Origin of the sequence: Kitasatospora sp. NPDC015120 (genome assembly GCF_043080305.1) — a bacterium.
In the GTDB taxonomy this organism is placed as follows: Bacteria; Actinomycetota; Actinomycetes; order Streptomycetales; family Streptomycetaceae; genus Kitasatospora.
In genome coordinates, this window is sequence record NZ_JBIBVJ010000029.1 from 31,157 (window position 1) to 57,106 (window position 25,950).

Annotated in this window: 20 protein-coding genes; 16 read left to right on the forward strand and 4 right to left on the reverse strand. The window is 75.4% G+C overall.

What is annotated here, in order from left to right; all coding sequences use genetic code 11:
- The first annotated feature begins 237 nt into the window (after positions 1–237).
- The 10 genes from rimP (at position 238) to ACF1AK_RS34080 (ending at position 13,537) form a co-directional block, all read left to right on the forward strand.
- Positions 238–765 (forward strand): ribosome maturation factor RimP, encoded by a 528-nt coding sequence (gene rimP, locus ACF1AK_RS34035; RefSeq protein ID WP_391502690.1) that lies wholly within the window; start codon positions 238–240, stop codon positions 763–765.
- 2 nt (positions 766–767) lie between these two features.
- The gene (gene nusA / locus ACF1AK_RS34040; protein WP_391502691.1) at positions 768–1,769 is read left to right on the forward strand and encodes a transcription termination factor NusA; all 1,002 of its coding nucleotides are present in this window, start codon (positions 768–770) and stop codon (positions 1,767–1,769) included.
- A gap of 127 nt (positions 1,770–1,896) precedes the next feature.
- Positions 1,897–2,142, forward strand: coding sequence for a YlxR family protein (locus ACF1AK_RS34045; RefSeq protein ID WP_375969135.1), 246 nt, complete (start codon positions 1,897–1,899; stop codon positions 2,140–2,142).
- 212 nt (positions 2,143–2,354) lie between these two features.
- Complete coding sequence (infB, locus tag ACF1AK_RS34050) at positions 2,355–5,480, forward strand: translation initiation factor IF-2 (protein WP_391502692.1); 3,126 nt, start codon at positions 2,355–2,357, stop codon at positions 5,478–5,480.
- Positions 5,481–5,614: 134 nt separating this feature from the next.
- Positions 5,615–5,911, forward strand: a complete 297-nt coding sequence (locus ACF1AK_RS34055; protein WP_350554301.1) for a DUF503 domain-containing protein — start codon at positions 5,615–5,617, stop codon at positions 5,909–5,911.
- A gap of 153 nt (positions 5,912–6,064) precedes the next feature.
- Positions 6,065–6,508 carry a 30S ribosome-binding factor RbfA gene (gene rbfA / locus ACF1AK_RS34060; RefSeq protein WP_350571237.1) on the forward strand — a complete coding sequence of 148 codons (444 nt, stop codon included), beginning with the start codon at positions 6,065–6,067 and terminating at the stop codon, positions 6,506–6,508.
- A gap of 2 nt (positions 6,509–6,510) precedes the next feature.
- Positions 6,511–7,617 (forward strand): bifunctional oligoribonuclease/PAP phosphatase NrnA, encoded by a 1,107-nt coding sequence (locus tag ACF1AK_RS34065; protein ID WP_391502693.1) that lies wholly within the window; start codon positions 6,511–6,513, stop codon positions 7,615–7,617.
- A 67-nt stretch (positions 7,618–7,684) separates the two neighbouring features.
- Positions 7,685–8,614 (forward strand): tRNA pseudouridine(55) synthase TruB, encoded by a 930-nt coding sequence (truB, locus tag ACF1AK_RS34070; protein ID WP_391502694.1) that lies wholly within the window; start codon positions 7,685–7,687, stop codon positions 8,612–8,614.
- Between the two features lie 193 nt (positions 8,615–8,807).
- On the forward strand, positions 8,808–12,527 hold the full coding sequence (locus ACF1AK_RS34075) for a serine protease (RefSeq protein ID WP_391502695.1): 3,720 nt from the start codon (positions 8,808–8,810) through the stop codon (positions 12,525–12,527).
- Positions 12,528–12,592: 65 nt separating this feature from the next.
- Positions 12,593–13,537: a bifunctional riboflavin kinase/FAD synthetase gene (locus tag ACF1AK_RS34080; protein WP_391502696.1), complete on the forward strand. Its 945-nt coding sequence runs from the start codon at positions 12,593–12,595 to the stop codon at positions 13,535–13,537.
- A 74-nt stretch (positions 13,538–13,611) separates the two neighbouring features.
- Here ACF1AK_RS34080 and ACF1AK_RS34085 read toward each other — a convergent pair whose 3' ends face one another.
- The 3 genes from ACF1AK_RS34085 to eccE form a co-directional block, all read right to left on the reverse strand.
- The gene (locus ACF1AK_RS34085; RefSeq protein ID WP_391502697.1) at positions 13,612–15,816 is read right to left on the reverse strand and encodes a MinD/ParA family protein; all 2,205 of its coding nucleotides are present in this window, start codon (positions 15,814–15,816) and stop codon (positions 13,612–13,614) included.
- A 161-nt stretch (positions 15,817–15,977) separates the two neighbouring features.
- The gene (locus tag ACF1AK_RS34090) at positions 15,978–16,751 is read right to left on the reverse strand and encodes a hypothetical protein (RefSeq protein WP_391502698.1); all 774 of its coding nucleotides are present in this window, start codon (positions 16,749–16,751) and stop codon (positions 15,978–15,980) included.
- Positions 16,751–18,166 carry a type VII secretion protein EccE gene (gene eccE / locus ACF1AK_RS34095; protein ID WP_391502699.1) on the reverse strand — a complete coding sequence of 472 codons (1,416 nt, stop codon included), beginning with the start codon at positions 18,164–18,166 and terminating at the stop codon, positions 16,751–16,753. The genes ACF1AK_RS34090 and eccE overlap by 1 nt, the downstream gene beginning before the upstream one ends.
- Positions 18,167–18,336: 170 nt before the next feature.
- On the opposite strand from eccE, the gene ACF1AK_RS34100 reads away from it, so the two are divergent.
- From ACF1AK_RS34100 to ACF1AK_RS34125, 6 genes are all read left to right on the forward strand, one after another.
- Positions 18,337–20,013, forward strand: coding sequence for a type VII secretion protein EccB (locus ACF1AK_RS34100; RefSeq protein WP_391502700.1), 1,677 nt, complete (start codon positions 18,337–18,339; stop codon positions 20,011–20,013).
- Between the two features lie 243 nt (positions 20,014–20,256).
- Positions 20,257–20,562 carry a WXG100 family type VII secretion target gene (locus ACF1AK_RS34105; RefSeq protein WP_380292285.1) on the forward strand — a complete coding sequence of 102 codons (306 nt, stop codon included), beginning with the start codon at positions 20,257–20,259 and terminating at the stop codon, positions 20,560–20,562.
- A gap of 77 nt (positions 20,563–20,639) precedes the next feature.
- Entirely contained in the window at positions 20,640–20,933 is a 294-nt protein-coding gene (locus tag ACF1AK_RS34110) for a WXG100 family type VII secretion target (RefSeq protein WP_391502701.1), read from the forward strand.
- Positions 20,934–21,022: 89 nt separating this feature from the next.
- Positions 21,023–22,258 (forward strand): type VII secretion-associated serine protease mycosin, encoded by a 1,236-nt coding sequence (gene mycP, locus ACF1AK_RS34115; protein ID WP_391502702.1) that lies wholly within the window; start codon positions 21,023–21,025, stop codon positions 22,256–22,258.
- Positions 22,259–22,369: 111 nt separating this feature from the next.
- Complete coding sequence (locus ACF1AK_RS34120; RefSeq protein ID WP_391502703.1) at positions 22,370–22,912, forward strand: SigE family RNA polymerase sigma factor; 543 nt, start codon at positions 22,370–22,372, stop codon at positions 22,910–22,912.
- A 76-nt stretch (positions 22,913–22,988) separates the two neighbouring features.
- Positions 22,989–24,266: a hypothetical protein gene (locus ACF1AK_RS34125; RefSeq protein WP_391502704.1), complete on the forward strand. Its 1,278-nt coding sequence runs from the start codon at positions 22,989–22,991 to the stop codon at positions 24,264–24,266.
- 79 nt (positions 24,267–24,345) lie between these two features.
- Here the strand turns inward: ACF1AK_RS34125 and ACF1AK_RS34130 are convergent, their stop codons facing one another.
- A complete protein-coding gene (locus tag ACF1AK_RS34130; RefSeq protein WP_391502705.1) occupies positions 24,346–25,761 on the reverse strand; it encodes an APC family permease in 1,416 nt (471 codons plus the stop codon).
- Between the last annotated feature and the right edge of the window lie 189 nt (positions 25,762–25,950).

Genomic DNA, 25,950 nt, shown 5'->3' on the forward strand with positions numbered 1-25,950 from the left:
GAATGATTACAGAATCCTTACGTCTGTGGGCGTGGATTGCGTTCGCGCCGGGGGCGTGCGGGCGGTGTGAGCTTGCTCGCACCGGTCGGGGCGGCCCCGGGGCCGGAATCGGTGGTTGGGGGGTTCACCGGCTAGGCTTTGGGCCGAGCTGCCGCGACCCGGCCGCGCGCCGCACCGGCGCCGGGGGTGCGGGGCGACCTTCCGACAACAGCAGACGCGGCCGAGGAGTCCACCCGGATGAGCACCACCCACATCGACCGGCTGCGCGCGTTGCTGGAGCCGCTGGCCGCGCAGGCGGGCCTGGACCTGGAGGACGTCAAGGTCACCCAGGCGGGCAGCCGCCGCCAGGTGCAGATCGACGTGGACGCCGACGGCGGCGTGGACCTGGACACCATCGCCGACTTCAGCCGGGTGGTCGGCGACGCCCTGGACGAGTCGGACGTGATGGGTGCCGGCGCGTACGTCCTGGAGGTCGGTTCGCCGGGCGCGGAGCGGCCGCTGAGCGCCCCGCGGCACTGGATCCGCGCCGAGGGCCGGCTGGCCGGGATCCACCTCGTCGACGGCGGCGAGATCGTCGCGCGGGTGCTGGAGGCGGACGAGGACGGCGTGCTGGTCGAGGTGCAGCCGGTGAAGGGCCGCGGCCGGCCCAAGGAGCGCCGGCTGGAGTACGGCGAGGTCGCCCGGGCCCGGGTCCAGGTGGAGTTCAACCGCAAGGACGACGAGCTGCTGCTCGACGAGAACGTGACGAAAGACGAGGAGGCGTAGCCGTGGACATCGACATGAGTGCCCTGCGCACGCTGGTCAGCGAGAAGAACATCCCCTTCGGCCTCGTGGTCGAGTCGATCGAGTCGGCCCTCCTCACCGCGTACCACCGCACCGAGGGCTCGCGCCGCCGCGCCCGGGTCGAGCTGGACCGCAAGACCGGCCACGTGACGGTGTGGGCGACCGAGGACGCGTCGGAGCTGGAGGAGGGCGTCGAGCCGAAGGAGTTCGACGACACCCCGAGCGGCTTCGGCCGGATCGCCTCCAGCATCGGCATGCAGGTGATGATGCAGCGGCTGCGCGACGCCGCCGACGACCAGACCTTCGGCGAGTACGCGGGCAAGGAGGGCGACATCGTCACCGGTGTCGTCCAGCAGGGCAACGACCCGAAGAACGTGCTGGTCGACATCGGCAAGCTGGAGGCCATCCTCCCGCCGCAGGAGCAGGTCCCGGGCGAGGACTACCGGCACGGCACCCGGCTGAAGTGCTACGTCGTGGCCGTGCGCCGGGGCGTGCGCGGGGCGTCGGTGACGCTGTCGCGCACCCACCCGAGCCTGGTGAAGAAGCTGTTCGCGCTGGAGGTCCCGGAGATCGCGGACGGCAGCGTGGAGATCGCGGCGATCGCCCGCGAGGCCGGCCACCGGACCAAGATCGCGGTCTGGTCGCGCCGCCAGGGGCTGAACGCCAAGGGCGCCTGCATCGGTCCGATGGGCTCCCGGGTGCGCGCGGTGATGGGCGAGCTGCACGGCGAGAAGATCGACATCGTCGACTGGTCGGAGGACCCGCGCGAGATGGTCGCCGCCGCGCTGTCCCCCGCCCGGGTGACCAGTGTGGAGATCGTCGACGCCGCCCAGCGCTCCGCACGGGTGATCGTGCCGGACTACCAGCTGTCGCTGGCGATCGGCAAGGAGGGGCAGAACGCCCGTCTGGCCGCCCGTCTCACCGGGTGGCGGATCGACATCCGGCCGGACACCGAGGGCGGCGAGCAGGAATCCGCGGCCCAGTAGTCGTTGTTGTCGCAGTGTCCCCGCCGTTCCCTCCGGGACCGGCGGGGCGGCGCCATGTCCCTTCGGAGGGGTAGACTTGCCTTCGTCTGGCCGGACGCATGTCCGAGCACGCCCGGAACGCACCTGCGTGGGCTGCCGCAAGCGCGCGGCCAAGCACCAGCTGTTGCGTGTCACGGCGGTCGAGGGCGTCTGCGTCCCTGATCCACGTGGCGCACTGCCGGGCCGGGGCGCACACCTGCACCCCGAACCGGCCTGCCTCGACCTCGCGGTCCGCCGACGGGCGTTCCCCCGGGCCTTCCGGCTCCAGGGCGCGCTCGACACCGGGCGGCTCCGCGAGTTCATCGAGGAGCGGGTGAGCGACAGCTCCCCGTGACGGCCCGCCGCTCGCGCGGCGGAGAACCACCGCAACAAGCACGGCGCACGGGCAGCCGTACGCCGTGCCACCAGTCAGGTACCTCGCGATGTGGAAGTAGGTCGAGATTGCGATGAGCACTCGATGAGTACGCGATGAGTACGCGATGGGTACGCCCATGAAGTAGCGACAGTCCGGCGGACGAGACCCCCGGACTCATAGACAGGAGTGAAGTGGCTAAGGTCCGGGTTTACGAACTCGCCAAGGAGCTCGGTTTGGAGAGCAAGGCCGTCATGGCCAAGCTCACCGAGCTGGGTGAGTTCGTCCGTTCGGCGTCCTCGACGATCGAGGCGCCGGTCGTACGCAAGTTGACTGACGCGCTTGGCGTTGCCCCCACCGGTGGTGGCTCCGCTGCCAAGCCGGGCCCGCGGAAGCCCGCGGCGCCCCAGCCCGCGGCCGGTTCGGCCGCGGGTGCGCCCAAGCCGGGTGCCCCGGGTCCGCGCCCCGCGGCCCCCGGTCCCCGTCCGACCCCCGCGGCCGCCGCCCCGGCGCCGGCCGCTCCGGCTGCTCCGGCCGCGCCCAAGGCGTCCGGCCCGACGCCGGGCCCGCGCCCGGCCCCGCGCCCCGCGGCGCCCGCCGCCCCGGCGGCCGAGTTCTCCTCGCCGGCCCCCGCGGCCGCCGAGACCCAGGCTCCGCGTCCGGCCTCCCAGGCCGCGCGTCCGGCCGGCCCCGCCGCCGGCGGTGCCCGTCCGGGCCCGCGTCCGGCCGGTCCGCGTCCGGGCAACAACCCGTTCACCTCGGGCAGTGCCACCGGCATGGCCCGTCCCGGCGACCGCCGTCCGGGCGCGCCGGGCGGCCGTCCGGGTGCTCCGGCCGGCCAGGGCGGCGACCGTCCCCGTCCGGGTGGCGACCGTCCGCGTCCGGGTGGCCAGGGTGCCCCCGGTGCCGGTGCCCCGCGTCCCGGTGGTGACCGTCCGCGTCCGGGTGGCCAGGGTGCCCCCGGTGCCGGCGCTCCCCGTCCGGGTGGTGCCCCGCGTCCCGGTGGCGCGCCGCGTCCGGCCGCTCCGGGTGCCCCGGGTGCCGGTGCTCCGCGTCCCGACGGCATGCCGCGTCCGGCCGGCCCGCGTCCGACCCCGTCGGGCATGCCGCGTCCGAACCCGGGCATGATGCCGCAGCGTCCGGCCGGTCCGGGCCCGCGTCCCGGCCCGGGTGGCCGTGGTCCGGGTGGCCCCGGCGGCCGTCCGGGTGCGCCGGGCGGTGCCCGTCCGGGCTTCCAGGGCCGTCCGGCCGGTCCGGGCTCGCGTCCGGCCGGTGGCGGCTTCGGCGGTCCGCGTCCGGGTGGCGCCGGTGCCGGTGGCGGCGGCGGCTTCGGCGGCCCGCGTCCGGGTGGCTTCGGCGGCCGTCCGGGTGGTCCGGGTGCCCGTGGCGGCACGCAGGGCGCCTTCGGCCGCGGCCCCGGTGGCCGTCCGGCCCGTGGTCGCAAGTCGAAGCGGGCGAAGCGCCAGGAGTACGAGGCCATGCAGGCCCCGTCCGTCGGCGGTGTGATGCTGCCCCGCGGCAACGGCCAGACCGTTCGCCTGTCGAGCGGCGCCTCGCTGATGGACTTCGCGGAGAAGATCAACGCCAACCCGGCCGCGCTCGTCTCCGTGATGTTCAACCTCGGTGAGATGGTCACCGCGACGCAGTCGGTCTCCGACGCGACGCTGCAGCTGCTGGCCGACGAGATGGGCTTCCAGCTCGAAATCGTCAGCCGGGACGACGAGGACCGCGAGCTGCTGGAGTCGTTCGACATCGACTTCGGCGCCGACGAGGGCGACGAGGACCAGCTGGCCCCGCGCCCGCCGGTCGTCACCGTCATGGGTCACGTCGACCACGGCAAGACCCGCCTGCTGGACGCCATCCGCAAGTCCAACGTGGTGGCCGGCGAGGCCGGTGGCATCACCCAGCACATCGGTGCGTACCAGGTGGTCACCGAGGTGAACGGCGAGCAGCGCCCGATCACCTTCCTCGACACCCCGGGTCACGAGGCGTTCTCCGCCATGCGTGCCCGTGGTGCCAAGTCCACCGACATCGCGATCCTGGTGGTCGCGGCCAACGACGGTGTCATGCCGCAGACGGTCGAGGCGCTGAACCACGCCAAGGCCGCGGGTGTGCCGATCGTGGTCGCCGTCAACAAGATCGACGTCGAGGGCGCCGACCCGACCAAGGTCCGCGGCCAGCTGACCGAGTTCGGCCTGGTGGCCGAGGAGTACGGCGGCGACACCATGTTCGTCGACATCTCCGCGCGCCAGGGTCTGCACATCGACCAGCTGCTGGAGGCCGTGGTCCTGACCGCGGACGCCTCGCTCGACCTGCGGGCCAACCCCGAGCAGGACGCGCAGGGCATCGCCATCGAGGCCCACCTCGACAAGGGCCGCGGTGCCATGGCGACCGTCCTCGTGCAGCGCGGTACCCTCCGCGTCGGCGACTCGATCGTGGTCGGCGACGCCTACGGCCGCGTCCGCGCGATGCTGGACGAGAACGGCAACAGCCTCTCCGAGGCCGGCCCGTCCCGCCCGGTGCTGCTGCTCGGTCTGACCTCGGTGCCCCGCGCCGGCGACAGCTTCATCGTCGTCGACGAGGACCGCACCGCCCGCCAGATCGCCGAGAAGCGCTCGGCCCGCGACCGCAACGCCGCCTTCGCGCAGCGTCGGGTCCGGGTGTCCCTGGAGGACCTGGACAAGGCCATCGCCGCCGGCTCCATCGAGCAGCTCAACCTCATCATCAAGGGTGACGTCTCCGGTTCGGTGGAGGCCCTTGAGGACGCCCTCGTCAAGCTGGACGTGGGCGAGGAGGTCGAGCTCCGGGTCCTGCACCGCGGTGTGGGTGCCATCACCGAGTCCGACGTGGACCTGGCGATGGGCTCGGACGCCATCATCATCGGCTTCAACGTGCGCGCCGAGGGCCGTGCGCGCGCCGCGGCCGAGAAGGAAGGCGTGGACGTCCGGTACTACTCGGTCATCTACCAGGCGATCGAGGAGATCGAGAACGCCCTCAAGGGCATGCTCAAGCCGGAGTACGAGGAGGTGCGCCTCGGCGCCGCGGAGATCCGCGAGGTCTTCCGCTCCTCCAAGTTCGGCAACATCGCCGGTGTCCTGGTCCGCGACGGCATCATCCGCCGCAACGCCAAGGCCCGCCTGCTGCGCGACGGCAAGGTCGTGGCGGAGAACCTCTCGATCGAGGGCCTGCGCCGCTTCAAGGACGACGCGACCGAGGTCCGCGAGGGCTTCGAGGCCGGTGTGACCCTGGGCTCGTTCAACGACATCAAGGTCGACGACATCATCGAGACCTACGAGATGCGCGAGAAGCCGCGCGCGTAAGCGGGTGGCTGCCGGGGCCGGTCGACGGGTGGAATTCCCGTCGACCGGCCCCGGTCCTGCTGTGTAGGGTCCGGGGAGCGGTCCGGTTCGGGGCCGCTCCCCGAGGCCTTCCAGGTCGGCTTGACCTGTCACACATGTTCGTGGGAACACTCACCTTCGACCTGCTGTTGGGCGACGTCCGTTCGCTCAAGGAGAAGCGGTCGATCGTGCGGCCCATCGTGGCCGAACTGCAGCGCAAGTACAGCGTGTGCGCTGCGGAGACCGGGAACCAGGATCTGCACCGCCGGGCCGAGATCGGTCTGGCGGTGGTGTCCGGCGAGGCCGGGTACGTCACCGAGGTCCTGGACAGCTGTGAGCGGTTGGTCGCCGGCCGCCCCGAGGTTCAGCTGCTCTCCGCCAGGAGGCGCTACCACAACGACGACGACGAATGAGAGCTGTGGAGCCGGGCGGCGTGAGTCGCCGTTCTCACACAGATCAGAACCGAGAGCGCCCACAAGGCTGGGCGCGGGCCGGTACTTTGGGGCAGGGGCCCCGACGGGCGCGCAGCACGCCCGAGTACCCGGCCCACTGCACGAGGAGGCAACGTGACCGACACCGCAAGGGCGCGCAAGCTCGCCGACCGCATCCAGGTGGTCGTCGCCCAGACCCTGGAGCGCCGGATCAAGGACCCGCGGCTCGGGTTCGTGACCATCACCGACGCACGGGTGACCGGGGACCTGCGCGAGGCCACCGTCTTCTACACCGTCTTCGGCGACGACACCGAGCGTGAGGCCACGGCCGCCGCGCTGGAGAGCGCCAAGGGCGTGCTCCGCTCCGAGGTTGGCAAGCAGACCGGGGTGCGCTTCACCCCGACGCTGACCTTCGTCGCGGACGCCCTGCCCGAGAACGCCCGGAACATCGACGACCTGCTCGACCGGGCCCGGGCCATCGACGCCGCGGTGCGCACCACCGCCGCGGGCGCGACCTACGCCGGTGACGCGGACCCGTACAAGGTTCCGGCGTCCGAGCGTGACGACGAGGACGAGTAGTCATGGCGGGTGAGCCGGCGGCGGCCGGTTCGGCGGCCGGTTCCGGTTCGACCGCGGGGGCGTCCTCCACCGACACGGTGGAGGGTGCCCTCGCGGTGCTTCCGGGACCGCGTGTTGAGGAGAGCGGGTCCGAGCTGGTCTGGCAGCAGGTGGTCGCGGAGATCGGGCGGGCCCGCTCGGTCGACCTGATCTGCCACATCTGCCCGGACGGCGACGCGCTCGGCTCGGCGCTGGCGGCCGGGCTGGCCCTGCGCGGGCTCGGCAAGGACGTCCGGGTCTCCTTCGGCGACGACCCGCAGATCGTCCCCGAGTCGCTGGCCTTCCTGCCCGGCCAGGAGCTGATCGTGCCGGCCGCGGCGGTGCCCGACGTCCCCGAGCTGGTGCTCTGCTTCGACGTCGCGGCGGAGAGCCGGCTCGGTCTGCTGCGCGACAAGGCCTTCGCCGCGCCGGTGCTGGCCGTCCTCGACCACCACGCCTCCAACCCCGGCTTCGGGACCCACCAGCTGATCGACCCGGGCGCCCCGGCCACCGCCGTCCTGGTGGACGAGTTGCTGCGCCGGCTCGGCGTCGAGCTGGACGAGGCCCTGGCGACCTGCCTCTACACCGGTGTGGCCACCGACACCGGTTCGTTCAAGTACCGGGCCACCACCCCGGCGACGCACGAGCTGGCGGCGCGGCTGCTGGCCACCGGCATCCGGCACGACCTCATTGCGCGGCAGCTGTGGGACACCTCCTCCTTCGGCTACCTCAAGGTGCTGGCCGGTGCGCTCGACCGGGCCGTCTACGAGCCGCAGGCGGCGGACGGGCTGGGTCTGGTGTGGACCTGGGTGCCGTACCAGGACCTGGTGCTGTTCGGCGTGACCGTCGAGGAGATCGAGGGCCTGATCGACATCCTGCGCCGCCCGGCCGAGGCCGAGGTGGCGCTGGTGCTCAAGCAGGACCCGGACGGCACGCTGCGCGGCTCCTCGCGCTCCAAGGGCGCGGTGGACGTCGCGGCCGCCTGTGCCCGGCTGGGCGGCGGGGGGCACGTCTTCGCGGCCGGCTTCTCCTCCCGGGAGGACGTCGCCGTGGTGGTGGAGCGCTTCCGGGCCGCGCTGCGGGTTCGGTAGCCGCGGCGCGGCTTCGGTAGCTTTGCGGTGCGGTTGATGTGTGTAGGGCTTTGACAGAGAGAACTTGATGAAGCGCAAAGGGACCGGTCCGGACGGCCTGGTCATCGTCGACAAGCCGGAGGGCATCACCTCGCACGGGGTGGTCGCCAAGTTGCGGTGGCTGGCCGGGACGCGGAAGGTCGGCCACGCCGGCACCCTCGACCCGATGGCCACCGGTGTGCTGGTCATCGGGGTCGAGCGGGCCACCCGGCTGCTCGGTCATCTGATGCTCACCGCCAAGACCTACGAGGCGACGATCCGGCTCGGCCAGACCACCGTCACCGACGACCGGGAGGGCGAGGTCACCTCCTCGACCCCGGCCGACGCGGTGAGCCGCGAGGCGATCGAGGCCGGGATCGCGGCGCTCACCGGCGAGATCATGCAGGTGCCGTCCAAGGTCTCGGCGATCAAGATCGACGGCAAGCGGTCCTACGCGCGGGTGCGCGAGGGCGAGGACTTCGAGCTCGCCGCCCGGCCGACCACCATCCACGCGTTCACCGTGCACGGGCAGCGCGCGGCGGTGGCGCAGGACGGTACGCCGGTGATCGACCTGGACGTCACCGTGGAGTGCTCCTCCGGCACCTACATCCGGGCGCTCGCCCGCGACCTCGGCGCCGGGCTCGGCGTCGGCGGCCACCTCACGGCGCTGCGGCGCACCAGGGTCGGCCCGTACGGGGTGGAGTCGGCGCGCACCCTGGAACAGCTGGAGGAGTCGGTCACCGGCGGCACCGGCGGGTCGCTGGAGGTGCTGCCGATCGGCGAGGCCGCGGCGGCCGCCTTCCCGCGCTGGGACCTCGACGCCGCCCAGGCGAAGCAGCTCTCGCACGGTGCCCGGCTGAAGGCGCCCGGGATGGGCGTGGACGGGCCGATCGCGGTGTACGGGCCGGACGGCACCTTCCTGGCGCTGGTGGAGGAGAAGGGCGGCCAGGCCCGGCCGGTCGCCGTCTTCGTCGGCTGACCGGGCCGCGCGGGGCCGGGGCGGGCCCGCAGGAGTTTCACCCGCACGGGGGAGCGCGCGGAGTGAACGGCGGTCGTGACCGGCGCGGGGGCGGTCCGTCCGCGCTCGCGCCGGGCAGGCTCCCCGGCGGCGCGCAGGCCGCCGCGACGAGTCCACTCCCGGGCCGCCCGGCCCTGCGGGGAGGGCTGCGGGCATGCCGGGACTGCGGGGCTTCAGGGGCTTTGCGGGGGAGGACGACGACGCCGGCCCGGCGGGCGGTGCGGGCCGCGCCCTGCTGCGGATCCGCGACTCCGAGGGGCGGCTGCGCGGGCTCGGCTTCGCCGTCGACCGGCAGGGCACCGTCCTCACCGCCCACGAGGCCGTCGCGGGCCTGGACGGGATCGTGCTCCACCTGCGCGGCGGACGGACCAGGGTGGTGGGCCCGGAGCACGTCCGGGCGCTGCCCGGGCACGGCCTCGCCCTGCTGTGCCCCGGCCCGGCCGGCGGCCCGGCCCTCCCGCCGCTGCCCCTCGCGGAGCCGCCGGAGGACGGGAGCGGCGGGGACCTGCTGGTGCCCGTCCCGGTGCCGGGCGGGGGAGAGGCGGACGGGCGGACGGCGCTGCTGCGCTGCGGCCCCGCCGGGACCACCGCGGCGGTGTACCCGCAGGGCGGCCGTTTCCACCCGATCGACGGCGTGCTGCTGCTCGACGTGCCCTCGGCGGCGGACGCGGCGGCGCTCCCGGCCGGGGCCCCGGTGCTGGACGCCGCCAGCGGCGCGGTGGTCGCCGTGGTGGCGCCCGGCCTGCGGGTGCCCGGACGGCCGGGGCCGCCGGCCGCCGTCCCGGTGCGGGGCGCCGTCGCGGCCGGTCCGGCGCTCGCCGAGGTGCTGGCGCGCAATGCGGCGGACGTGCCCGGGTACGGGCGCGCGCTCAACCTGGCCGGGGTGCTCCGGCTGACGGCCGCCCAGGTCGCGGGCGCGAGCGCGGGCCCGGGCCGGGTGGCCGCCCTGGCGGCGGACCGGGTGGACCGCCCCGACGGTCTGGTGGAGTGGGCCGGGCTGTCGGCGACGGGGAGCGCGGCGCAGGCAGGGGGCGCGTGGCCGGGGCCGGACGCTGGGATGTGGGGGGCGCTCGGGGGCACGGGGGCGGCGGACACCGGGATGGTGGCGCTGGTGGGGGCGCCCGGGTCGGGGCGGAGCACCGAGGCGGCGGCCGTGGCCGTACGGCGCGGCGGCGGGCGGTGCCCGCGGCCCACGGTGTGGCTGCGCGGCGCCGACCTCACGGCCGGGGACCTCTCGCTCGCGGGAGCGGTGGAGCGGGCGCTCGTGGTGGCGGCGGCCGGGCTGGAGGTGCCGCCGCCCGGCGCGGCGGCGGTGGCGGCCCTGTGCGCGGCGGCCGGTCGGCCGCTGCTGGTGGTGCTGGACGGGCCGGAGGAGGCGCCGGTGCCGCTGGACGCGGACTGGCTGCGGGCGTCGGCGGGGTGGCTGACGGCGGCCGGTGCGCGGCTGCTGGCCGTCTGCGGGGAGGAGGGCTGGGCGGCGCTGGCGCCGGGGGCCGGGCCGGCGGGGGCGGTGGTCCGGCGGCTCGGGCCGCTGCCCGCCGGGGCGGCGGACCGGGTGCGCCGACGGTACGGGCTGCCGCCGGGGTCTCCGGAAGGCGCGGACGCCCGGCACCCCCTGGCGGTCCGGCTGGCCGGGGAGCTGTGGGCGGAGGGGCTGCGCGGGGAGCCGGTGCGCCGCGGAGAGCTGTTCGCCGCCCACCTGGACCTGTGCTGTCTGCGGGTGGCCCGGCGGCTCGTCGAGGACGGCCGCGCCCGGCGGCCCGGGGCCCACCGGCGCGGCGCGGTCCGCCCGGCCGGGGAGACGGCCGGGCGGGTGCGGCGGACGGCGGCGGCGGTGGCCGGGCGGGTGCACGAGGCGGCCCGGCGGATGCTCGGTGCCGGGGAGGGCGGCCTGGGCCGGGCCGCGTTCGAGGAGCTGTTCCCGGTGGCCGGCGGATGGGCGGCGGCCGTGCTGGCGGAGGGGCTGTTCGTCCCGGCCGGGCCCGGTCACCGCTTCGCGCACGGGGAGTTCGCCGACTGGCTGCAGGGCCTGCACCTGGACCTGGACGCGGCACTGCGGCTGCTGCTCGGCGAGGCCGAGGACACCCCCGGGCCGTCATCCGACGGCCGGCGGCCCGCAGCGCCCGCCGGCCGCGCCGTCGTGCCGCGGCACCGGATCGGCCCGGTGGCCGCCGCGCTGCGCAGGATCGGCGAGACCTGGGGCGCGACGGCGCTGGACCCCTGGCTGCACCGGCTCTGGCGGGCCGTGGACCTGCGCCCGCCGGGCAGCGAGCCCGGCTGGTGGGCCTGTGCACTGCTCACCGCGGGCCTGGCGGACAGCCCCGGCATCGGCGAACACCGGGCGCTGCTGGAGCAGTTGGCCGAGCGGATCGTCGAACGGGCGGCCGTCGCGGGCGGGTTCGAGCGGCTGCCGGTGCCGGGGCTGGGCGGGTTCGGTCCGGCCTTCTGGACCGCCCTCGGGCTGCCTGTGGAGCAGGAACTCGGCCTGTACCGGAGGCTGGTGGCCGCCGACGGGCCGCAGCGGCCGTTCCTCGCCGCGGTGGCCGCCCGGCTGCGTGCCGACCCGGCGGGCGTCGTGCCGCTGCTGTGCGCCTGGTTCGACGATCCGCGCGGCCTCCCCGGCCGGCCCGGGGCCGTCGTCGCCGACCTGGCGCACGACCTGCTGTTCGCGCACCGGGCGCTGGCCCTGGACGAGTTGACCGAGGCGCTGGCCGGGGCCGCGCACCCCCGGGCGGACGCGCTGCTGGCGGTGCTGGCCGTCGAGGAGCCGTCGGCGCTCTGCCGGGCGGTGGACCGCTGGAGCCACGACCCCCGGCCGGAACGGCACGTCGCCGCCGCGGTGCACGCCCTGCGCACCGCCCCGTACGCCCGCGGCGCCGGCCCCGGACTGCTGCGGTTCACCGCGCTCGCCCTGCTGGCCCGGGAGGACGAGCCGGCCCTGCACGGCGCCGCGCTCGCCCTGCTGCTGCGGGACGCGCGGAGCCGGGCCGGGCACCTGGCGGCGGCGCTGGCCGTGTACCGGCGCGGCGAGGACCGGTTCCTGACCGCGCGGGCCCTGGCCCCGGCGCTGGAGAGCGATCCGGAGCCGGTCCTCGCGGCGCTGGCGGACCGGCTGGGCGGGCCGGCCGGCGCGGGACCGGCCGGTGCGCCGGTGGCCGGGACGCTGCGGGTGCTGGCCGACGCCCGGGCGCCGCTGGCCGTGCGGTGCGCCGCCGAACTGGCGGCCCGGCTGCTGCGCGAACGGCCGGAGCTGGCCGGTCCCCTCGCCGTCGACTACCTGGGCCGCCGGCTGGCGCACGGCGTGGTGGAGGGGCCGGTGGCCCGGCTGGAGCTGCGGGTGCTGCTGAGCAGTGCCCTGGCGGCCCGCGCGGCGGCCGTGCGCCGGCCGTTCGCCGAGGTGCTCTCCCGCCCGGTGCCCGACCCGGTGGCGGACGCCCTGCGCTGCGAGCTGCTGGACACCCTGCTGGCCACCGAGGGGGACCCGGAGGTGCTGGCGGCCGCCGTCGCCGGGCTGGCCGAGCACTGCGCGGCCGAGCGGCCGGCCCGGGCCCGCGCGGTGCTGGTGCGGGCGGCGGCCGGGCTGCCGGACGCCGACCCGCTGCTGGTGCGCTGCGCGAGCCGCTCGGCGGCGTTCGCCGCGCTGCTGGTGCGCTGGCCGCAGGACGAGCGTCCGGCCCGCCCGGTGGGGCCCCGGCTGGACCGGCTGCGCGCCCTGGTGACGGCCGGGCGGGACCCGCAGTACGCGGCGGCGGAGGCCGAGCGCACGGGCGGGGGCGGGGCGCTCCGGACGCCCGCCGCCGGACCCCGGCAGCGGGTGCTGCGCCCAAGTTGCCTTCCGGTGCCGAACTCGGGAGAGGCGCATGGCACGCTATAGGGGTTCGGGTTTTGAGCGTTTGAGCGTACCGACGGTACGCACCGTAGGGAACAAGGAGCGGTCAGGTGCAGCGCTGGCGTGGCCTGGAGGAGATCCCCGATGACTGGGGACGCAGCGTCGTCACCATCGGCTCGTTCGACGGGGTGCACCGCGGACACCAGCTGATCATCAACCGGGTGGTCGAGCGCGCCCGCGAGCGGGGCGTGCGCTCGGTGGTCGTCACGTTCGACCCGCACCCGAGCGAGGTGGTCCGCCCGGGCAGCCACCCGCCGCTGCTCGCCCCGCAGCCGCGCCGGGCGGAGCTGATCGAGGAACTGGGCGTGGACGCGGTCCTGGTGCTGCCGTTCACCACCGAGTTCTCCCAGGAGTCGCCGGAGGAGTTCTTCCGGCAGGTGCTGGTGGAGGCGCTGCACGCCTGCCTGGTCGTCGAGGGGCCGAACTTCCGCTTCGGCCACCGGGCGGCGGGCGACGTCGCGCTGCTGGCGGAGCTCGGCCGGGCCGCGGACTGCGGCGTCGAGGTGGTGGACCTCCAGGTGCGCGGCGCCGCGGGCGACGGCGAGCCGTTCTCCTCGACGCTGACCCGCCGGCTGGTCGGGTCCGGCGACGTGGCCGGGGCGGCGGAGGTGCTGGGCCGTCCGCACCGGGTGGAGGGCGTGGTGGTGCGCGGTGCGCAGCGCGGCCGCGAGCTGGGCTACCCGACCGCCAACGTGGAGACCGTGCCGCACAGCGCGATTCCGGCCGACGGCGTGTACGCGGGCTGGCTGACGGCCGACGGCGAGCGGATGCCGGCCGCGATCTCGGTCGGCACCAACCCGACCTTCGACGGCACGGCGCGCACCGTCGAGGCGTACGCCATCGACCGGGTCGGCCTGGACCTCTACGGGCTGCACGTGGCGGTGGAGTTCCTGGTCTACCTGCGCGGGATGGAGAAGTTCGACTCCATCGAGGCGCTGCTGGACCGGATGGCCGACGACGTGAAGCGCGCCCGCGAGCTGACCGACGCCGGCTGACCGGCGCCGCCGCAGCGGCACGAGGGCCCGCCGACCTCCCGGTCGGCGGGCCCTCGTCGTTCGCGCTCCTGCTCCTACTGCTGCGGCGGGGCGGGCGGCGGGTAGCCGTAGCCCGCCGGCGGCTGCCGGCCGTCCTCGGGCCGGGCGTAGCCGTAGCCGGGGGCCGGCGGGGCGGGCGGCTGCTGCCACTCCGGGACCGGCGGCTGGGAGGCGGCGGCGGGCGGGACGGGTGGCTGCGGCTGGGCGCCCTGCTGCGGCGGGTAGCCGTACCCGGCCGGGGGCGGCGGGGTCTGGCCGGGCTGCTGCGCCCAGGGCGCGCCCGGTGCGGGCTGGGCGCCGGGCTGGCCGGGCTGCTGCGGGTAGCCGTACGGGTACGGCTGGCCGTACGGCGGCTGGGGCTGCGGACCGCCCTGGGGCTGCGGGTATCCCGGCGCCGGGGGCTGCGGGGCCGCCTGCTGCGGGGGCGCCTGCTGCCAGCTCGCCTGCTGGGCGGCGGCCTGCTGGGCCCGCACGATGTCCTCGCCGACCAGGGTGGCCAGGTCGAAGTACGCCTCGCGGACCTTGGGGCGCATCATGTCGAGGTTGACCTCGGCGCCGGCCGCCAGGCTCTCGTCGAACGGCACCACGACCACGCCGCGGCAGCGGGTCTGGAAGTGCGCGACGATGTCCTCGACCTTGATCATCTTGGCCGTCTCGCGGACCCCGGAGACCACCGTGATGGACCGCTGCACCAGATCGGCGTAGCCGTGCGCGGAGAGCCAGTCCAGGGTGGTGGAGGCGGACGAGGCGCCGTCCACGCTGGGCGTGGAGACGATGATCAGCTGGTCGGCGAGGTCCAGCACCCCGCGCATCGCGCTGTACAGCAGACCGGTGCCGGAGTCGGTCAGGATGATCGGGTACTGGCGGCCCAGCACGTCGATGACCTGGCGGTAGTCCGAGTCGTTGAAGGTGGTCGACACGGCCGGGTCGACGTCGTTCGCCAGGATCTCCAGACCCGAGTGCAGGTCCTGCGAGGTGAACTGACGGATGTCCATGTAGCTGCGCAGGTGCGGGATGGCCGTCACCAGGTCGCGGATGGTGGCGCCGGTCTGCCGCTTGACCCGGCGGCCGAGGGTGCCGGCGTCCGGGTTGGCGTCGATCGCGATCACCTTGTCCTGGCGCTCGCTCGCCAGCGTGGCGCCGAGGGCGGTGGTGGTCGTGGTCTTGCCGACGCCGCCCTTGAGGCTGATCACCGCGATCCGGTAGCAGCTGAGCACGGGGGTGCGGATGATCTCCAGCTTGCGGGCCTTCTCCGCGGCCGCCGCCTTGCCGCCGAACTGGAAGCGCGGCTGCTGGCGCTGCTGCTTCGGCTGGCTGCGCAGCAGCCGGTCCGAGGACAGCTCGACGGCGGCGGTGTAACCGAGCGGCGCGCCGTGCGCGGTCTGCTGCGGGGCGCCGGCCTGCTGGAACGCGGCGGGCGCGGCCGGCGGCTGGCCCCACTGCGGGGGGCCGGGCTGGGGCTGGGCCGGCTGCTGGTAGGTGCCGGGCTGCGGCCAGCCGCCGGCCCGCGGGTCGGCGGCGGCGGGCGGCGCGACCTGGCCGGGCTGCGGCTGCCCGGGCTGGGGCTGGGCCTGCTGGGGCTGCGCCGCCTGCTGGGCCTGCTGGGCGGCGGCCCAGGCGGCCTGGTCCTGCGGGTAGGGCTGTGGCTGGCCCGGAGCCGCCGGATGGGGCTGCGGCTGTGCGGGGGCCGGGTACGGCTGGGGCGCCGAGGGGTCGGCCGGCGGCCAGCCCTGGCCCGGCGCCGGACCGGGAGCCGGGGCGGGCGCGGGAGCCGGGGCGGCGGCCGGAGCGGGCGCCGGGACGGGCTCCGCGGCCGGGGCGGCGGGCGCGGCCGGCGGCGCGGCGAACGGCTCGGTGGGCGCGGGAACGGGCGTGGGCGCGGGCCCCGGCGCAGGGGCGGGAACGGGCGCGGCGGCGACGCCCTCGACCGGCTGCGGCTGCGGCACGGCCTGGACGGGCGCCTGGGCCTGAACGGCCGGCGCCGCCACGGCCGGCGCCGGTGAAGGCGCCGGCGGCGGAACGGGCGCGGCCGCCGGCGTCTCCGCCGGAGCGGACGCCCCGCCCGGAGGCGGCGTCACCGGGGCACCCGGCGCGGCCGCTGCCGGAGCCGGCGCCGGAGCACTCGCGGCGTCCGTCTGCACGTACCAGGACGGGGGAGTGTAGTCGGGCGCGTCGGACCAGTCGTCGTCGTCCTCCGCCGCGTTGTCGCCGACGTAGACGCCGTCCCGATCGCTGCTCACCTAGGCTCCCTCGTGTTCGCCGCCGCCTGTTCGCGGTGCCGTTGCCGTCTCACAGCCTAGGCCGTGGGCCACCCCCGGCTGAAGGCGGTGCCGCAAGTCCGGACGGGCCGCGGACGGGCCGCGGACGGCCCCGGCGCGGCCCGCGGCCGGCTCCCCGCGGGTCAGTCCAGGCGCCGCGGACCGCCCAGGACCTGCTGTTCCGCCTGGCCGGCCACGATCCGCACGTACTGACGGTTCATCCGGGTCGTCCACAGCGTCAGGTCGTCCGACAGGGACGGCAGTGCGGCCACCTCGCCCGCACCGAGCGAGAGCACCCGGCCGATCAGTTCGGCCTCCTCCGGCATCACCCGCTGCACCCCGACCAGGTCGGCGCCGTTGAGCACCCGCACGGCGTTCGGCCCCAGGTGTGGCACCAGGGTCAGCACGGTCTGCCAGGGCGTGGCGGAGAGCCGGCTGCGCGGCGGGCGGGCGCCGAGGTCGCGCACCACCAGCACCGGGGAGCCGACCGAGGCGCCCTGCGGGCCGAGCCGACCGGGCTGGTGGACCGTCACGCACGGCTGCCCGCCGCCCGCGGCCTGTGCCATCGGGCCCCACAGGTGGGCACGGGCGGTCTCGACGGCGATCCGCGCGCCGGTGGCGGCCGCCCGCAGCGCGATGACCTGCGCCGTCCAGAGGCCGCCGACCAGCACCAGGTCATGGGCGCTCGGCCGGAAGAGCCCGAGCACGGCGGGGCGTGCCTGGTGCACGTCCTCGCCGATCAGCACGCCGTCGTCGCCGACCGGGAAGGACACCGCCGCCAGCTCGTCGAGGGTGAGCACGTGCTTCTCCCGGCGCGGGCCGCGCAGCCCGAAGCCGGGCAGCAGCCGGGGCCGGACCCGGGGCTGCGGCTCCGCGCCGCTCTGCGGGGCGGCGACGGGCTGGGTCTGGTACGCCATCAGGAAGCACCTCCCAGCGGCAGCGTGGCGAGGACACCGGGGGCCTGCTCCAGGTCCAGCCGGGTCAGGCCGAGCCCGGCGCTCTGGGCCCGGGCCTCCACCTGCCGGCCGAGGTCGACGGCCTCGCTCTCGCTGCGCCCGGTCACCCGGACGTGGCCGCTGAGGGCCACCGAACCGCCGGTGCCGTGCCCGGCCGTCAGGCTGAAGGTGCTGGCCAGGGCGGGCGCGCCGGTGACCAGGTTGACCAGGTCGGGGACGGCGATCCGGCCGGGGGCGCCGCCGGGGCGGCCGAGCTGCGGCCACCGGGAGATCCAGTAGGTGCTGTGCCAGCGGTCGTCGACCCGCCAGAACCGGTTGGTCTCCTGGGTGCGCCGCCCGCTGCCGCCGCCGCTGCCGGTGCCCTGGCGGCCGGCCGTGGCCAGCGGGTTGACGCAGCTGGAGATGGCGAGGGCGGCGATCAGCTCGCGCTCGTCGAGCACCGTGACGTTGAAGCCGGCGCCGTTCAGCCGCCCGGCCAGCTGGTCGGTGACCCGCTGGAGCGCCTTGCGGGCGCCCTGCTCGCCGCCGCCCCGGGCGCGCACCGCGGTGGCCGCCCGTTCCGGGTCGAGCTTGAGCGCCACCCAGGTGAGCCGCAGCGCGGGGGTGGCCGTGCCGTCGGCGAGCTCCCGGTAGGCGCGGGCGGCCAGCGACTGTTCGGGCAGGTGCGGGGCGGGCGCCGGCTGGGTGTGCTGGACCAGCTGGACCGACTCCAGGGTGATGTCGTCGACCCGCAGCGCGGAGCAGAGCACGTCCAGCGGCAGCGGCCGGGCGGTGCGGGCCGGGCGCAGCGGCAGGTCCTTGGCCTGGACGAGCAGGACGGCGCTGAGGAAGGTGCCGTCGCCGACCATGCCGGTCTCCCGGCGCACCGGCCGCCCGCCGAGGTCGGTCTCGGTGGCGTGGGTGCAGGTGCGCAGGGCGGGTTCGAGTTCCAGGGCCGGGGCGAGCGCCGGATCGGTGCCGGGCGCCGGGACGTGCGCCCGGGCGCGCTTGCGGCGGGCCCCGAGCGCGGCGCGCACCCGCAGCGCCTCGGGGATGGTGCGTCCGCGCAGCGGCACGATCGCGAGCACGACCAGCACCAGGGCGACGGCGCCGAAGCCGGCGGCGACCGGGCGGCTGATCGTCCAGCCGACCGCGACCAGCGCCACCGCGACCTCGACCAGCACGAGCTGCTGGAGCCTCAGCCGGCCGCCGAGCAGTCCGGGGCGGGGGTGGACGCGGACCGGGACGCGGCCGTCGGCGGCGCCGGAGCGGTCCGGGCGCGGGGTGCGGCCGGGGGCGGGGGAGCCGCCTGCGCCGGCCCGGTCGCGTCGTGCCGAGCGGCGCTCATCACTGCCCCGTGCCGTGCTCCGGCGTCCTGGAGCGGTCTGGCTTGGCATCCCCCGAGTGCCCCTCTCTGGTTCGGTTGTCGCGGCCCGGCTGGCCGGTGCGTGAACCGTACCCGTACCGTACTCACCGTCTGCTGCCGCATCGTAGAGGGTTCGAGCGCGTTCTCGCCCGGGGGGTGCGGGACACGGGGCAGGACGGTCCGACAGGGGAGACGACGAGGATGGCATCGCGCCGCGACGAGCTGAACGCCTACACCTTCGCCCGCAAGCGCACGGTCGCGGCCTTTCTGCTGCCCGGCGGCGGGGGGAGCGACGAGGACGCGCCGCGGCCGGTCAAGGCGGTCCTGCCGAGCGTGATCGTGGGTGCGCTGGTGGTCGGCGGCTTCGGTGTCTGGGGGGTGTTCAAGCCGAGCGCGCCGGTGGGCTGGGACGAGGGCAAGTACATCGTCCAGGGCAAGCAGAGCACCACCCGGTACGTGGTGCTGACCGACCGGGACGGGAAGACCAAGCGGCTGCACCAGGTGCTGAACATGGCCTCGGCACGGCTGGTGCTGCCGGTGGACTCCAAGGTCGTGGTGGTCGACGACGGCGTGCTGGACCGCTACCCCAACCACGGTCCGACGATCGGCATCCCGTACGCGCCGGACAAGCTGCCGAGCAAGGAGAACGCGAGCCGGCCGATGAAGTGGTCGGTCTGCGACCGCCCGGGCGACGAGCAGGGCAGCACCGTCGGCCAGGCGGTGTTCGTGGCGGGCGGCGCGGACGCGGAGGCGCTCGCCGCGAAGGACCGGAAGCTGGACGTCGGCCAGACGCTGCTGGTGCAGCAGGCGGACGACCCGCAGGTCGCCGCGTCCGGCCAGGGCACGGGCCAGGGGAAGCCGAAGCTGTTCCTGGTGGACGACAAGGGCCGCCGGCACGCGATCGGCGGCCCGGGCGATTCGGACGCCACCCGCACCCAGCTGATGGGCGCGGTCTTCGGGCCGACCGCCGTGCCGCAGAAGGTGAAGAAGGACTGGCTGGAGACCCTGGCACCGGGCAGCGACATCGTCTTCCCGAGGATCGAGGGCCTGGTGCCGGACACCAGGGCCGCAAACTCCTCCGTGCCGCTGCAGAACGCGGAGGACCGCAAGATCGGCCGGCTGGTCAGGTTCGGCGACAAGTACTACGTGGTGGGCAAGGACCGGCTGCTGCTGATCACTCCGTTCCAGGCGGAACTCATCCGGCAGAACCCCCTGTTGCAGCCGTTGTACAACCAGGACGCCAACCGGACCCCGCGGGTCGACGAGCTGACCCCGGCCGAGCACGCCCTGGTCAACAGCGATGTGCCGCTGATGACCGAGGGCGCCGCCGACTGGCCGGCGGCCACCGGCGCGCCGGTCAACAACTGGAAGGCGCCGAAGGACGCGCGTCCGGTGGTCTGCAGCACCTTCGACGGGGTGGCGGAGGACGGCCGGACGCCGAAGCGCAGCGTCTGGGCCGGTCCCGACTACCCGGTCCGCTACAGCAACGGCGCGGCCACTGCCCATGTGACACCGGGTCACGGCCTGTTCTACCGGGCGCTGGACAACGCCGCGGAGGGGTCCGGCACCGACTTCCTCATCACCGAGACCGGGCTGCGCTACGCGGTGCCGGCCAGCAGCGAGGGCGGCAAGGGCGGCCAGACCACCGCGCCGGCCCAGCCGGGGCAGCCGGCCGGCCAGGGCGGGGCGGCGAAGACCCCCGCCGCGCCGAGTGCGACGCCGTCCGGCCCGCCGCAGCCCGAGGAGAGCGGCGGCAACCAGGCCCGGCTCGGCTACCAGGGCCTCCAGCCCGCGCTGGTGCCGCAGCAGTGGTCGAACCTGGTCCCGGTCGGCCCGGCGCTCAACGCCAAGAGCGCGGCGCAGCAGCAGAACGCCTGACCGCCGCCCGAACGCCCGGCCGACGGCAGCGTGCCCGGCCGGGTGACGGGGCGTCCGGGGAGCCTCTGCCCGCGCGGCGCAAAGGAATTGGTCCCGATGTCATGGCTTGGTAACTGCCCGTCGCCCGGTGTTGGGTGAGCTGCGTGTGCCGACTACAGTGCTGCAGGACATCACACCGGTGATGCCCGGGGGCCGGAAAACGACCCCCGGCCACGAGGTCTGTCTCATGGGGGACGGTAGAGCATGGGTCAGTTCAAGACGACCGCTCAGGAGATGCTGGCGTTCGCCAAGCACATGGACGAGGTCATCAACAAGATCAACACCGAGATCAACGGCCTCAACAACCTGGTGGGTTCCATCACCAGCGGTTGGCAGGGCCAGGCCGCGACGGCGTACACCAACCTCCAGGGCCAGTTCAACACGGACGCCCAGGAGCTCAACAAGTCGCTGCGCGCCATCAAGGACGCGATCGAGCTCACGACCCAGAAGTACTCGCAGGCCGACGCCGACCAGCAGGCGATCTTCGGTTCCGCCGCCGCTGGCGCCTGAGCCTCGGCTCCGTCCGTTCACCCCGCGACGCGCACCCCGGGTGACGGGGTGCCGCGCAGCCTCGACTAGGAGACATCGTGGCCGACCACATTCTCGTCAACTTCGAGACCATCAAGAGCGCCAGCGCGGAGGTCCGCCGGACCGCGCAGACCATCAAGGCGCAGCTGGACGAGCTGAAGGGCGGCGTCACCAAGATCGCCGCGAGCTGGGAGGGCGCCGCCCAGCAGGGCTACCAGGCCCACCAGGCCAAGTGGGACCAGCGCGCCGAGCACCTGCAGCAGGTGCTGGAGCAGATCGCCAAGTCGCTGGACAACGCGGCCACCAGCTACCACAACACCGAGAGCCGCAACGCCACCCTCTGGACCGGCTGACGGCTCGCGCCGGACCGGCGCGCCGTAGGGCGGGTGCCCCCTCGCGGGCACCCGCCTTTGGCGCGCGAGCGTGCAACCAGGTGGACGACATGAGGGGTGGCAGGGTGCCGGTGGTCAGGTACCGGACGGCGGCCGCGGCGGCGGCCGTACTCGCGCTGCTGGGCGGCCCGCTGACGGTGCCGGCGGCGGCGGACGGGCCGGGCATCGCGGCCGCGGGGGAGTGCGGCAAGAACGCCCAGGACGTGCAGGCCGTGCCGTGGTCGCTCCAGCGGATGGTGCTGGACGAGCTCTGGCAGGGCGGCACGGTCACCGGCGCCGGGGTGCTGGTCGCGGTCATCGACACCGGGGTGGACGACCAGAACCCGCAGCTCGCCAACAAGGTCCTCGACGGCGGTTCGCTGCTCAAGGACAAGGAGGGCAAGCAGGTCGAGGGCGGCGGCAAGGACGACCGGGTCGGCCACGGCACCAAGGTCGCGGGCATCATCGCGGCCGCCCGCAGCGAGCGGACCGGCTTCGTCGGGATCGCCCCGGGCGCCACCGTCCTGTCGATCCGGCAGAACGACGCCGAGGGCAACGGCGACGTGCACTCGCTGGTCGCGGCCGTCAACTCGGCGGTCCAGCAGGGCGCCAAGGTCATCAACATCTCCCAGGACGTGCGCGGCGCCGGCGACACCCGGTTCGTCGGCTACGAGGAGCTGAAGGCCGCGATCGACAACGCGGAGAACCGCGGCGTGGTGGTGGTCGCCTCCTCCGGCAACGACGGCCAGAAGGGCGACACCTACCCGGCGGCGTTCCGCACGGTGCTCGCCGTCGGCGCCTCCGACCGCAACAACGAGCGCACCTACTTCTCCCAGTACGGCGACTTCGTGGACGTCGCGGCCCCCGGCGTCGACATGCTCTCCACCGTCCCGCGCGGCGGGCAGTGCGTGGACAACGGCACCAGCTTCGCCGCGCCGTACGTGTCCGGGCTGGCGGCGCTGCTGGTCGGCGCGCACCCGGACTGGAAGCCCAGCCAGGTGCGGGCCTGGATCGAGCAGACCGCGCAGCGCACCGACCGCAAGGCGAACGAGTACATCGGCTGGGGCGTGGTCGACCCGGTGAAGGCGGTGACCACCGCGCCCGCCGCACCGGCCGACCGCCCGGTGGAGGACCCGCCGGTCGATCTGGCCTCCGCGCCGATCGTGCCGCGCCCGCTCGGCCTCGGCGAGACCCAGGCCGACCGCGACGGCCGCACCGCGACCTACGTCCTGGGCATCGGCGTGCTGCTGGTCGCCCTGCTGATCGGCGGCGGCGTGGTGCTCCGCGACCACCGCCGGCGCATCTGACGCGAGCCCCGGCCGGGCGCCGGGAAGAACTCCGGGCCCGGCTGTAACATCCCGCCCCGGTCACCGCATCGAAGGAGTGTCGACGGCGGTGAGCGGGGAGGGCGTGGGGGGATGGGGCGGAGCGGCGGCGCACGCGCGGCGAAGGACGCGGAGTTCCTGGAACTCGTCTCGGGGCACACCGGACGGTTGTACCGCTCGGCCTGCCTGCTCACCGGCGGGGACACCCACGGGGCCGAGGACCTCGTCCAGGAGGCCCTCGGCCGGATGTACGTGGTGTGGCGCCGCAGGGCGTGGACCGGCGGGCGCCACCGGGTCGACAACCCCGGCGCCTACGCGCACACCGTGATGGTGCGGGTGTTCCTCGCCCAGAAGCGCCGCCGCTCCAGCGACGAGCGCCCCACCGACCGGCTGCCCGAGTCCGCGGGCCACGAGGCGGACGGGGCGCTGCGGCTCACCCTGCTCGACGCGCTCGGCGGGCTGTCCGTCCAGGACCGGGCGGTCCTGGTGCTGCGCTACTGGGAGGACCGCAGCGTCGAGGAGACCGCCGAGGTGCTGAGGCTGTCCTCGGGCGCGGTCCGCACCCGGACCTCCCGGGCGCTGGCGCGGTTGCGCGGGCGGCTCGGCGACTCGCTGGCCGAACTGACCGCCCGCTGACGGCACGATCCGACCGCCCGCCGCGGGGGTCCGCCACCGGCCCCTGTCCCGTGACCGAAGGAAACGGTGATCACGCATGTCCGCCTCCGACAGCTTCGAGGATGATCTGCTCCGCGCGATGACCCGCACGGGCGAGGCCTTCCCCCCGCAGGGCCCGGCCGGGCTCGCGGCCGGCGGGCTGGCCCGCGGCCGCCGCCGCTGGCGGCGCCGGTCGGCCCTCGCCACGGTGGGCGGCGCGGCCGCGCTGGCCCTGGTGGGCGCCGGCGCCGTCCATCTCACCGGCGGCTCCCCGGCCGCCTCGGGGCCGGCCCCGGCGGCGAGCGGCAGCGCGCCGGACTCCGGCGCACCCGCCCCCGGGCCGTCCACGGCGGCCTCCTCCGCCCCCTCCTCCGGCCCCGCGGCGGTCAGCGGCGGGGAGCTGCTCGCCGCCTTCCGGGCGATGCTGCCCGAGGGCCGGGTCGGCGAGGCCGAGGCTTCCGGCACCGACGTCGACGGCCGGCCGGGGGGCGGCGGGAGCCCCGGGGCCTCGCTGGTCCTCGACGACGGCCGGGGCAGGGCCGTGATCACCGTCTCGGTGGCCAGGGTCGCCGAGAACGACCCGCGCCGGGCGGACAGCGGCTGCCCCGACCGGAAGCTGGTCCCCTACGACGCCTGCACCACGACCCCGCTGCCGGGCGGTGGCGCGCTGACCCTCTTCCAGGGCTACGAGCAGCCGCGCCCCCGGGGCGACACCAAGTGGTGGTCGGCCCGGGTGACCGGCAAGGACGGCCGGCTGATCGAGCTGAGCGAGTGGAACGCCCCGCAGCGCAAGGGGGTGCCGGTCTCCCGGGCCACTCCGCCGCTGAGCCCCGAGCAGCTCAGGGCGGTGGTCACCGACGGGTTCTGGGACCGGGTGGTCGCCGCCCTGGCGGAGCCGGTTCCGTACGGGCCGGGCGGCGCCGGCGGGGCGTACGGCGGGCAGGAGATCCTCGCGACCGTCGCCGGGCTGCTCCCGGCGGGGCTCAAGCGGAGCGAGGCCGACGCCGGCGACTCCTTCGCGAACGTCGTGGTGAACGACGGCAGGGGCGCGTCGCTGGTGGAGCTCAACGTCGAGGACTGGAGCGGCCCGCGGCACACCGAGCCGTTCGGGGAGTCGGAGACCACGCCCGACGGGACTCGGGTGAAGGTCCGCAAGCAGCCGGGCAACCCGGTGAAGTGGACGGCCGAGGCACTGCACCCGGACGGCCTGCGGGTGGCGGTCAGCGCCTACAGCAGCGGCGGCCCGAATGCCGTGTCCACCCGCACCGCGCCGGCACTGACCGTCGAGCAGCTGAAGGCGATCGCGGCCGGCCCGGAGTGGAAGCTCAAGCGGTAGCCCGCGGACGCGGCAGTGCCCCGGGCCAGGGGGAGCCCGGGGCACTGCCGTGTGGGGGAGGGGTGGGGGTTCGGGGGGATCAGGCCTGCTGGTCCTCGGGGAGGCTGATCACCCAGTGGGTGTCCTGGCGGGGGCGCAGGTAGAACAGCCAGTAGAGGGTGGCGGCGGCGGTGATGCCGCCGGTCCACAGCAGCGGGACCACGTCCAGCTGGGTGATGACGTAGCCGAGGACCACGATCAGCACGACCGGGACGGCCGGCCACAGCGGCATCCGCCAGGCGGCGGCGTGCTTGTGGTGCTTGCGGCGGGAGAGCAGCGCGGCGATCGCGACCAGCAGGTACATCCCGGTGACGGCGACGCCGGTGATCTCGCTGAGCAGCTCGCCCTTGACGTAGCAGAGCGCGGCGCCCGGCAGGCCGACGGCCAGGGTGGCGATCCACGGGGAGCCGAACCGGCCCAGGGTGCCGAAGGCCTTGTTGACCGGGCCGGGCCACGCCTTGTCGCGGGCCGAGGCGAACAGCACCCGGGAGTTCTGGATGACCATGACGATGCCGGCGTTGATGATGGCCAGCGCGACGCAGAGGCTGATGAAGGTGCCGACCGCGGAGTTGCTCCAGGCGGTGACCATGCCGGAGATGTCGCCGGAGCTCAGCGTCGCCAGGTCGGGGGCGCCCATGGTGATGGCGGCGACCGGGACGAGCAGGATCGCGGCGGAGATCCCCAGCGTCCACAGCACGGTGCGGGAGACGTTGCGGCGCGGGTTCTCCAGCTCCTCGGAGAGGTAGACGGCGGTGGAGAAGCCCTGGGTGATGAAGAGCGCGATGCCGAGGGCGCCGATGATCGCCCCGATGCTCACCGTGGTGGTGACGCCGTCCTCGCCGGTGACCACGCCGTGCAGCATGCTGGGCGCCCCGCCGTTGGCGTGGGCGAAGCCGAGCACCGACACCACGCCGGCCGCGATGACCTCCAGGACCAGGAAGATGCCGGTGATCCAGGCGTTGGCGCGCAGGTCCAGCAGGCCGGCCAGGGTGGCGGCGAGCATCACGGCCGCGCCGGCCAGCGGCTTGTCGACGTGCAGCACGGGGGCGAGGTAGTCGGCGGTGCCGAGGGCGATGACCGAGGGGACGATCATCACCACGATCAGCGAGAGCACGAAGACCAGCCAGCCGGCCAGGCGTCCGGCCAGGGTGCCGACCATCGCGTACTCGCCGCCGGCGCTGGGGATCAGGGTGCCGAGCTCGGAGTAGCAGAAGGCGACCGCGATGCAGAGCACCGAGCCGATCGCGATGGCCAGCGCGGTGGCGCTGCCGATGCTGGAGAACAGCTCCGGGACGATCACGAAGAGCGTGGAGGCCGGGGTGACGCAGGACAGCGTGAGCAGTGTGCCGCCGACGACGCCGATCGAGCGCTTGAGCTGCTGCGGCGGGGCGTCGGGCGCGCCTGCGGGGGCCGCGGCGGGGGCCGCGGGGGCGGGCGGGCGAAGCGTGTCGGTCATGAGGCATCCGATCGGCTCTGTGCTGGTCCTGGAGAGGGAGCGGTATCGCCTCCGCTGGCTGACTGGCTCGGTTTCTGGTCCTGTCGCTCCCGGGCCGCCATGGAACCTTGGCCGGAATGATCGAGTCAATCGCACAAGGGCTTCGGAATCCGTTGCCATGAAGCGCATAAACATGCGATCTGATGATCA

Bases quoted from the DNA above. Each gene is read 5' to 3' on its own strand.
- rimP (WP_391502690.1), top strand. From the start codon at position 238: ATGAGCACCACCCACATCGACCGGCTGCGCGCGTTGCTGGAGCCGCTG.
- ACF1AK_RS34055 (WP_350554301.1), top strand. From the start codon at position 5,615: ATGTTCGTGGGAACACTCACCTTCGACCTGCTGTTGGGCGACGTCCGT.
- ACF1AK_RS34065 (WP_391502693.1), top strand. From the start codon at position 6,511: ATGGCGGGTGAGCCGGCGGCGGCCGGTTCGGCGGCCGGTTCCGGTTCG.
- truB (WP_391502694.1), top strand. From the start codon at position 7,685: ATGAAGCGCAAAGGGACCGGTCCGGACGGCCTGGTCATCGTCGACAAG.
- ACF1AK_RS34075 (WP_391502695.1), top strand. From the start codon at position 8,808: ATGCCGGGACTGCGGGGCTTCAGGGGCTTTGCGGGGGAGGACGACGAC.
- ACF1AK_RS34090 (WP_391502698.1), bottom strand. From the start codon at position 16,751: ATGGCGTACCAGACCCAGCCCGTCGCCGCCCCGCAGAGCGGCGCGGAG.
- eccE (WP_391502699.1), bottom strand. From the start codon at position 18,166: ATGCCAAGCCAGACCGCTCCAGGACGCCGGAGCACGGCACGGGGCAGT.
- ACF1AK_RS34100 (WP_391502700.1), top strand. From the start codon at position 18,337: ATGGCATCGCGCCGCGACGAGCTGAACGCCTACACCTTCGCCCGCAAG.
- ACF1AK_RS34105 (WP_380292285.1), top strand. From the start codon at position 20,257: ATGGGTCAGTTCAAGACGACCGCTCAGGAGATGCTGGCGTTCGCCAAG.
- mycP (WP_391502702.1), top strand. From the start codon at position 21,023: ATGAGGGGTGGCAGGGTGCCGGTGGTCAGGTACCGGACGGCGGCCGCG.
- ACF1AK_RS34120 (WP_391502703.1), top strand. From the start codon at position 22,370: ATGGGGCGGAGCGGCGGCGCACGCGCGGCGAAGGACGCGGAGTTCCTG.
- ACF1AK_RS34125 (WP_391502704.1), top strand. From the start codon at position 22,989: ATGTCCGCCTCCGACAGCTTCGAGGATGATCTGCTCCGCGCGATGACC.
- ACF1AK_RS34130 (WP_391502705.1), bottom strand. From the start codon at position 25,761: ATGACCGACACGCTTCGCCCGCCCGCCCCCGCGGCCCCCGCCGCGGCC.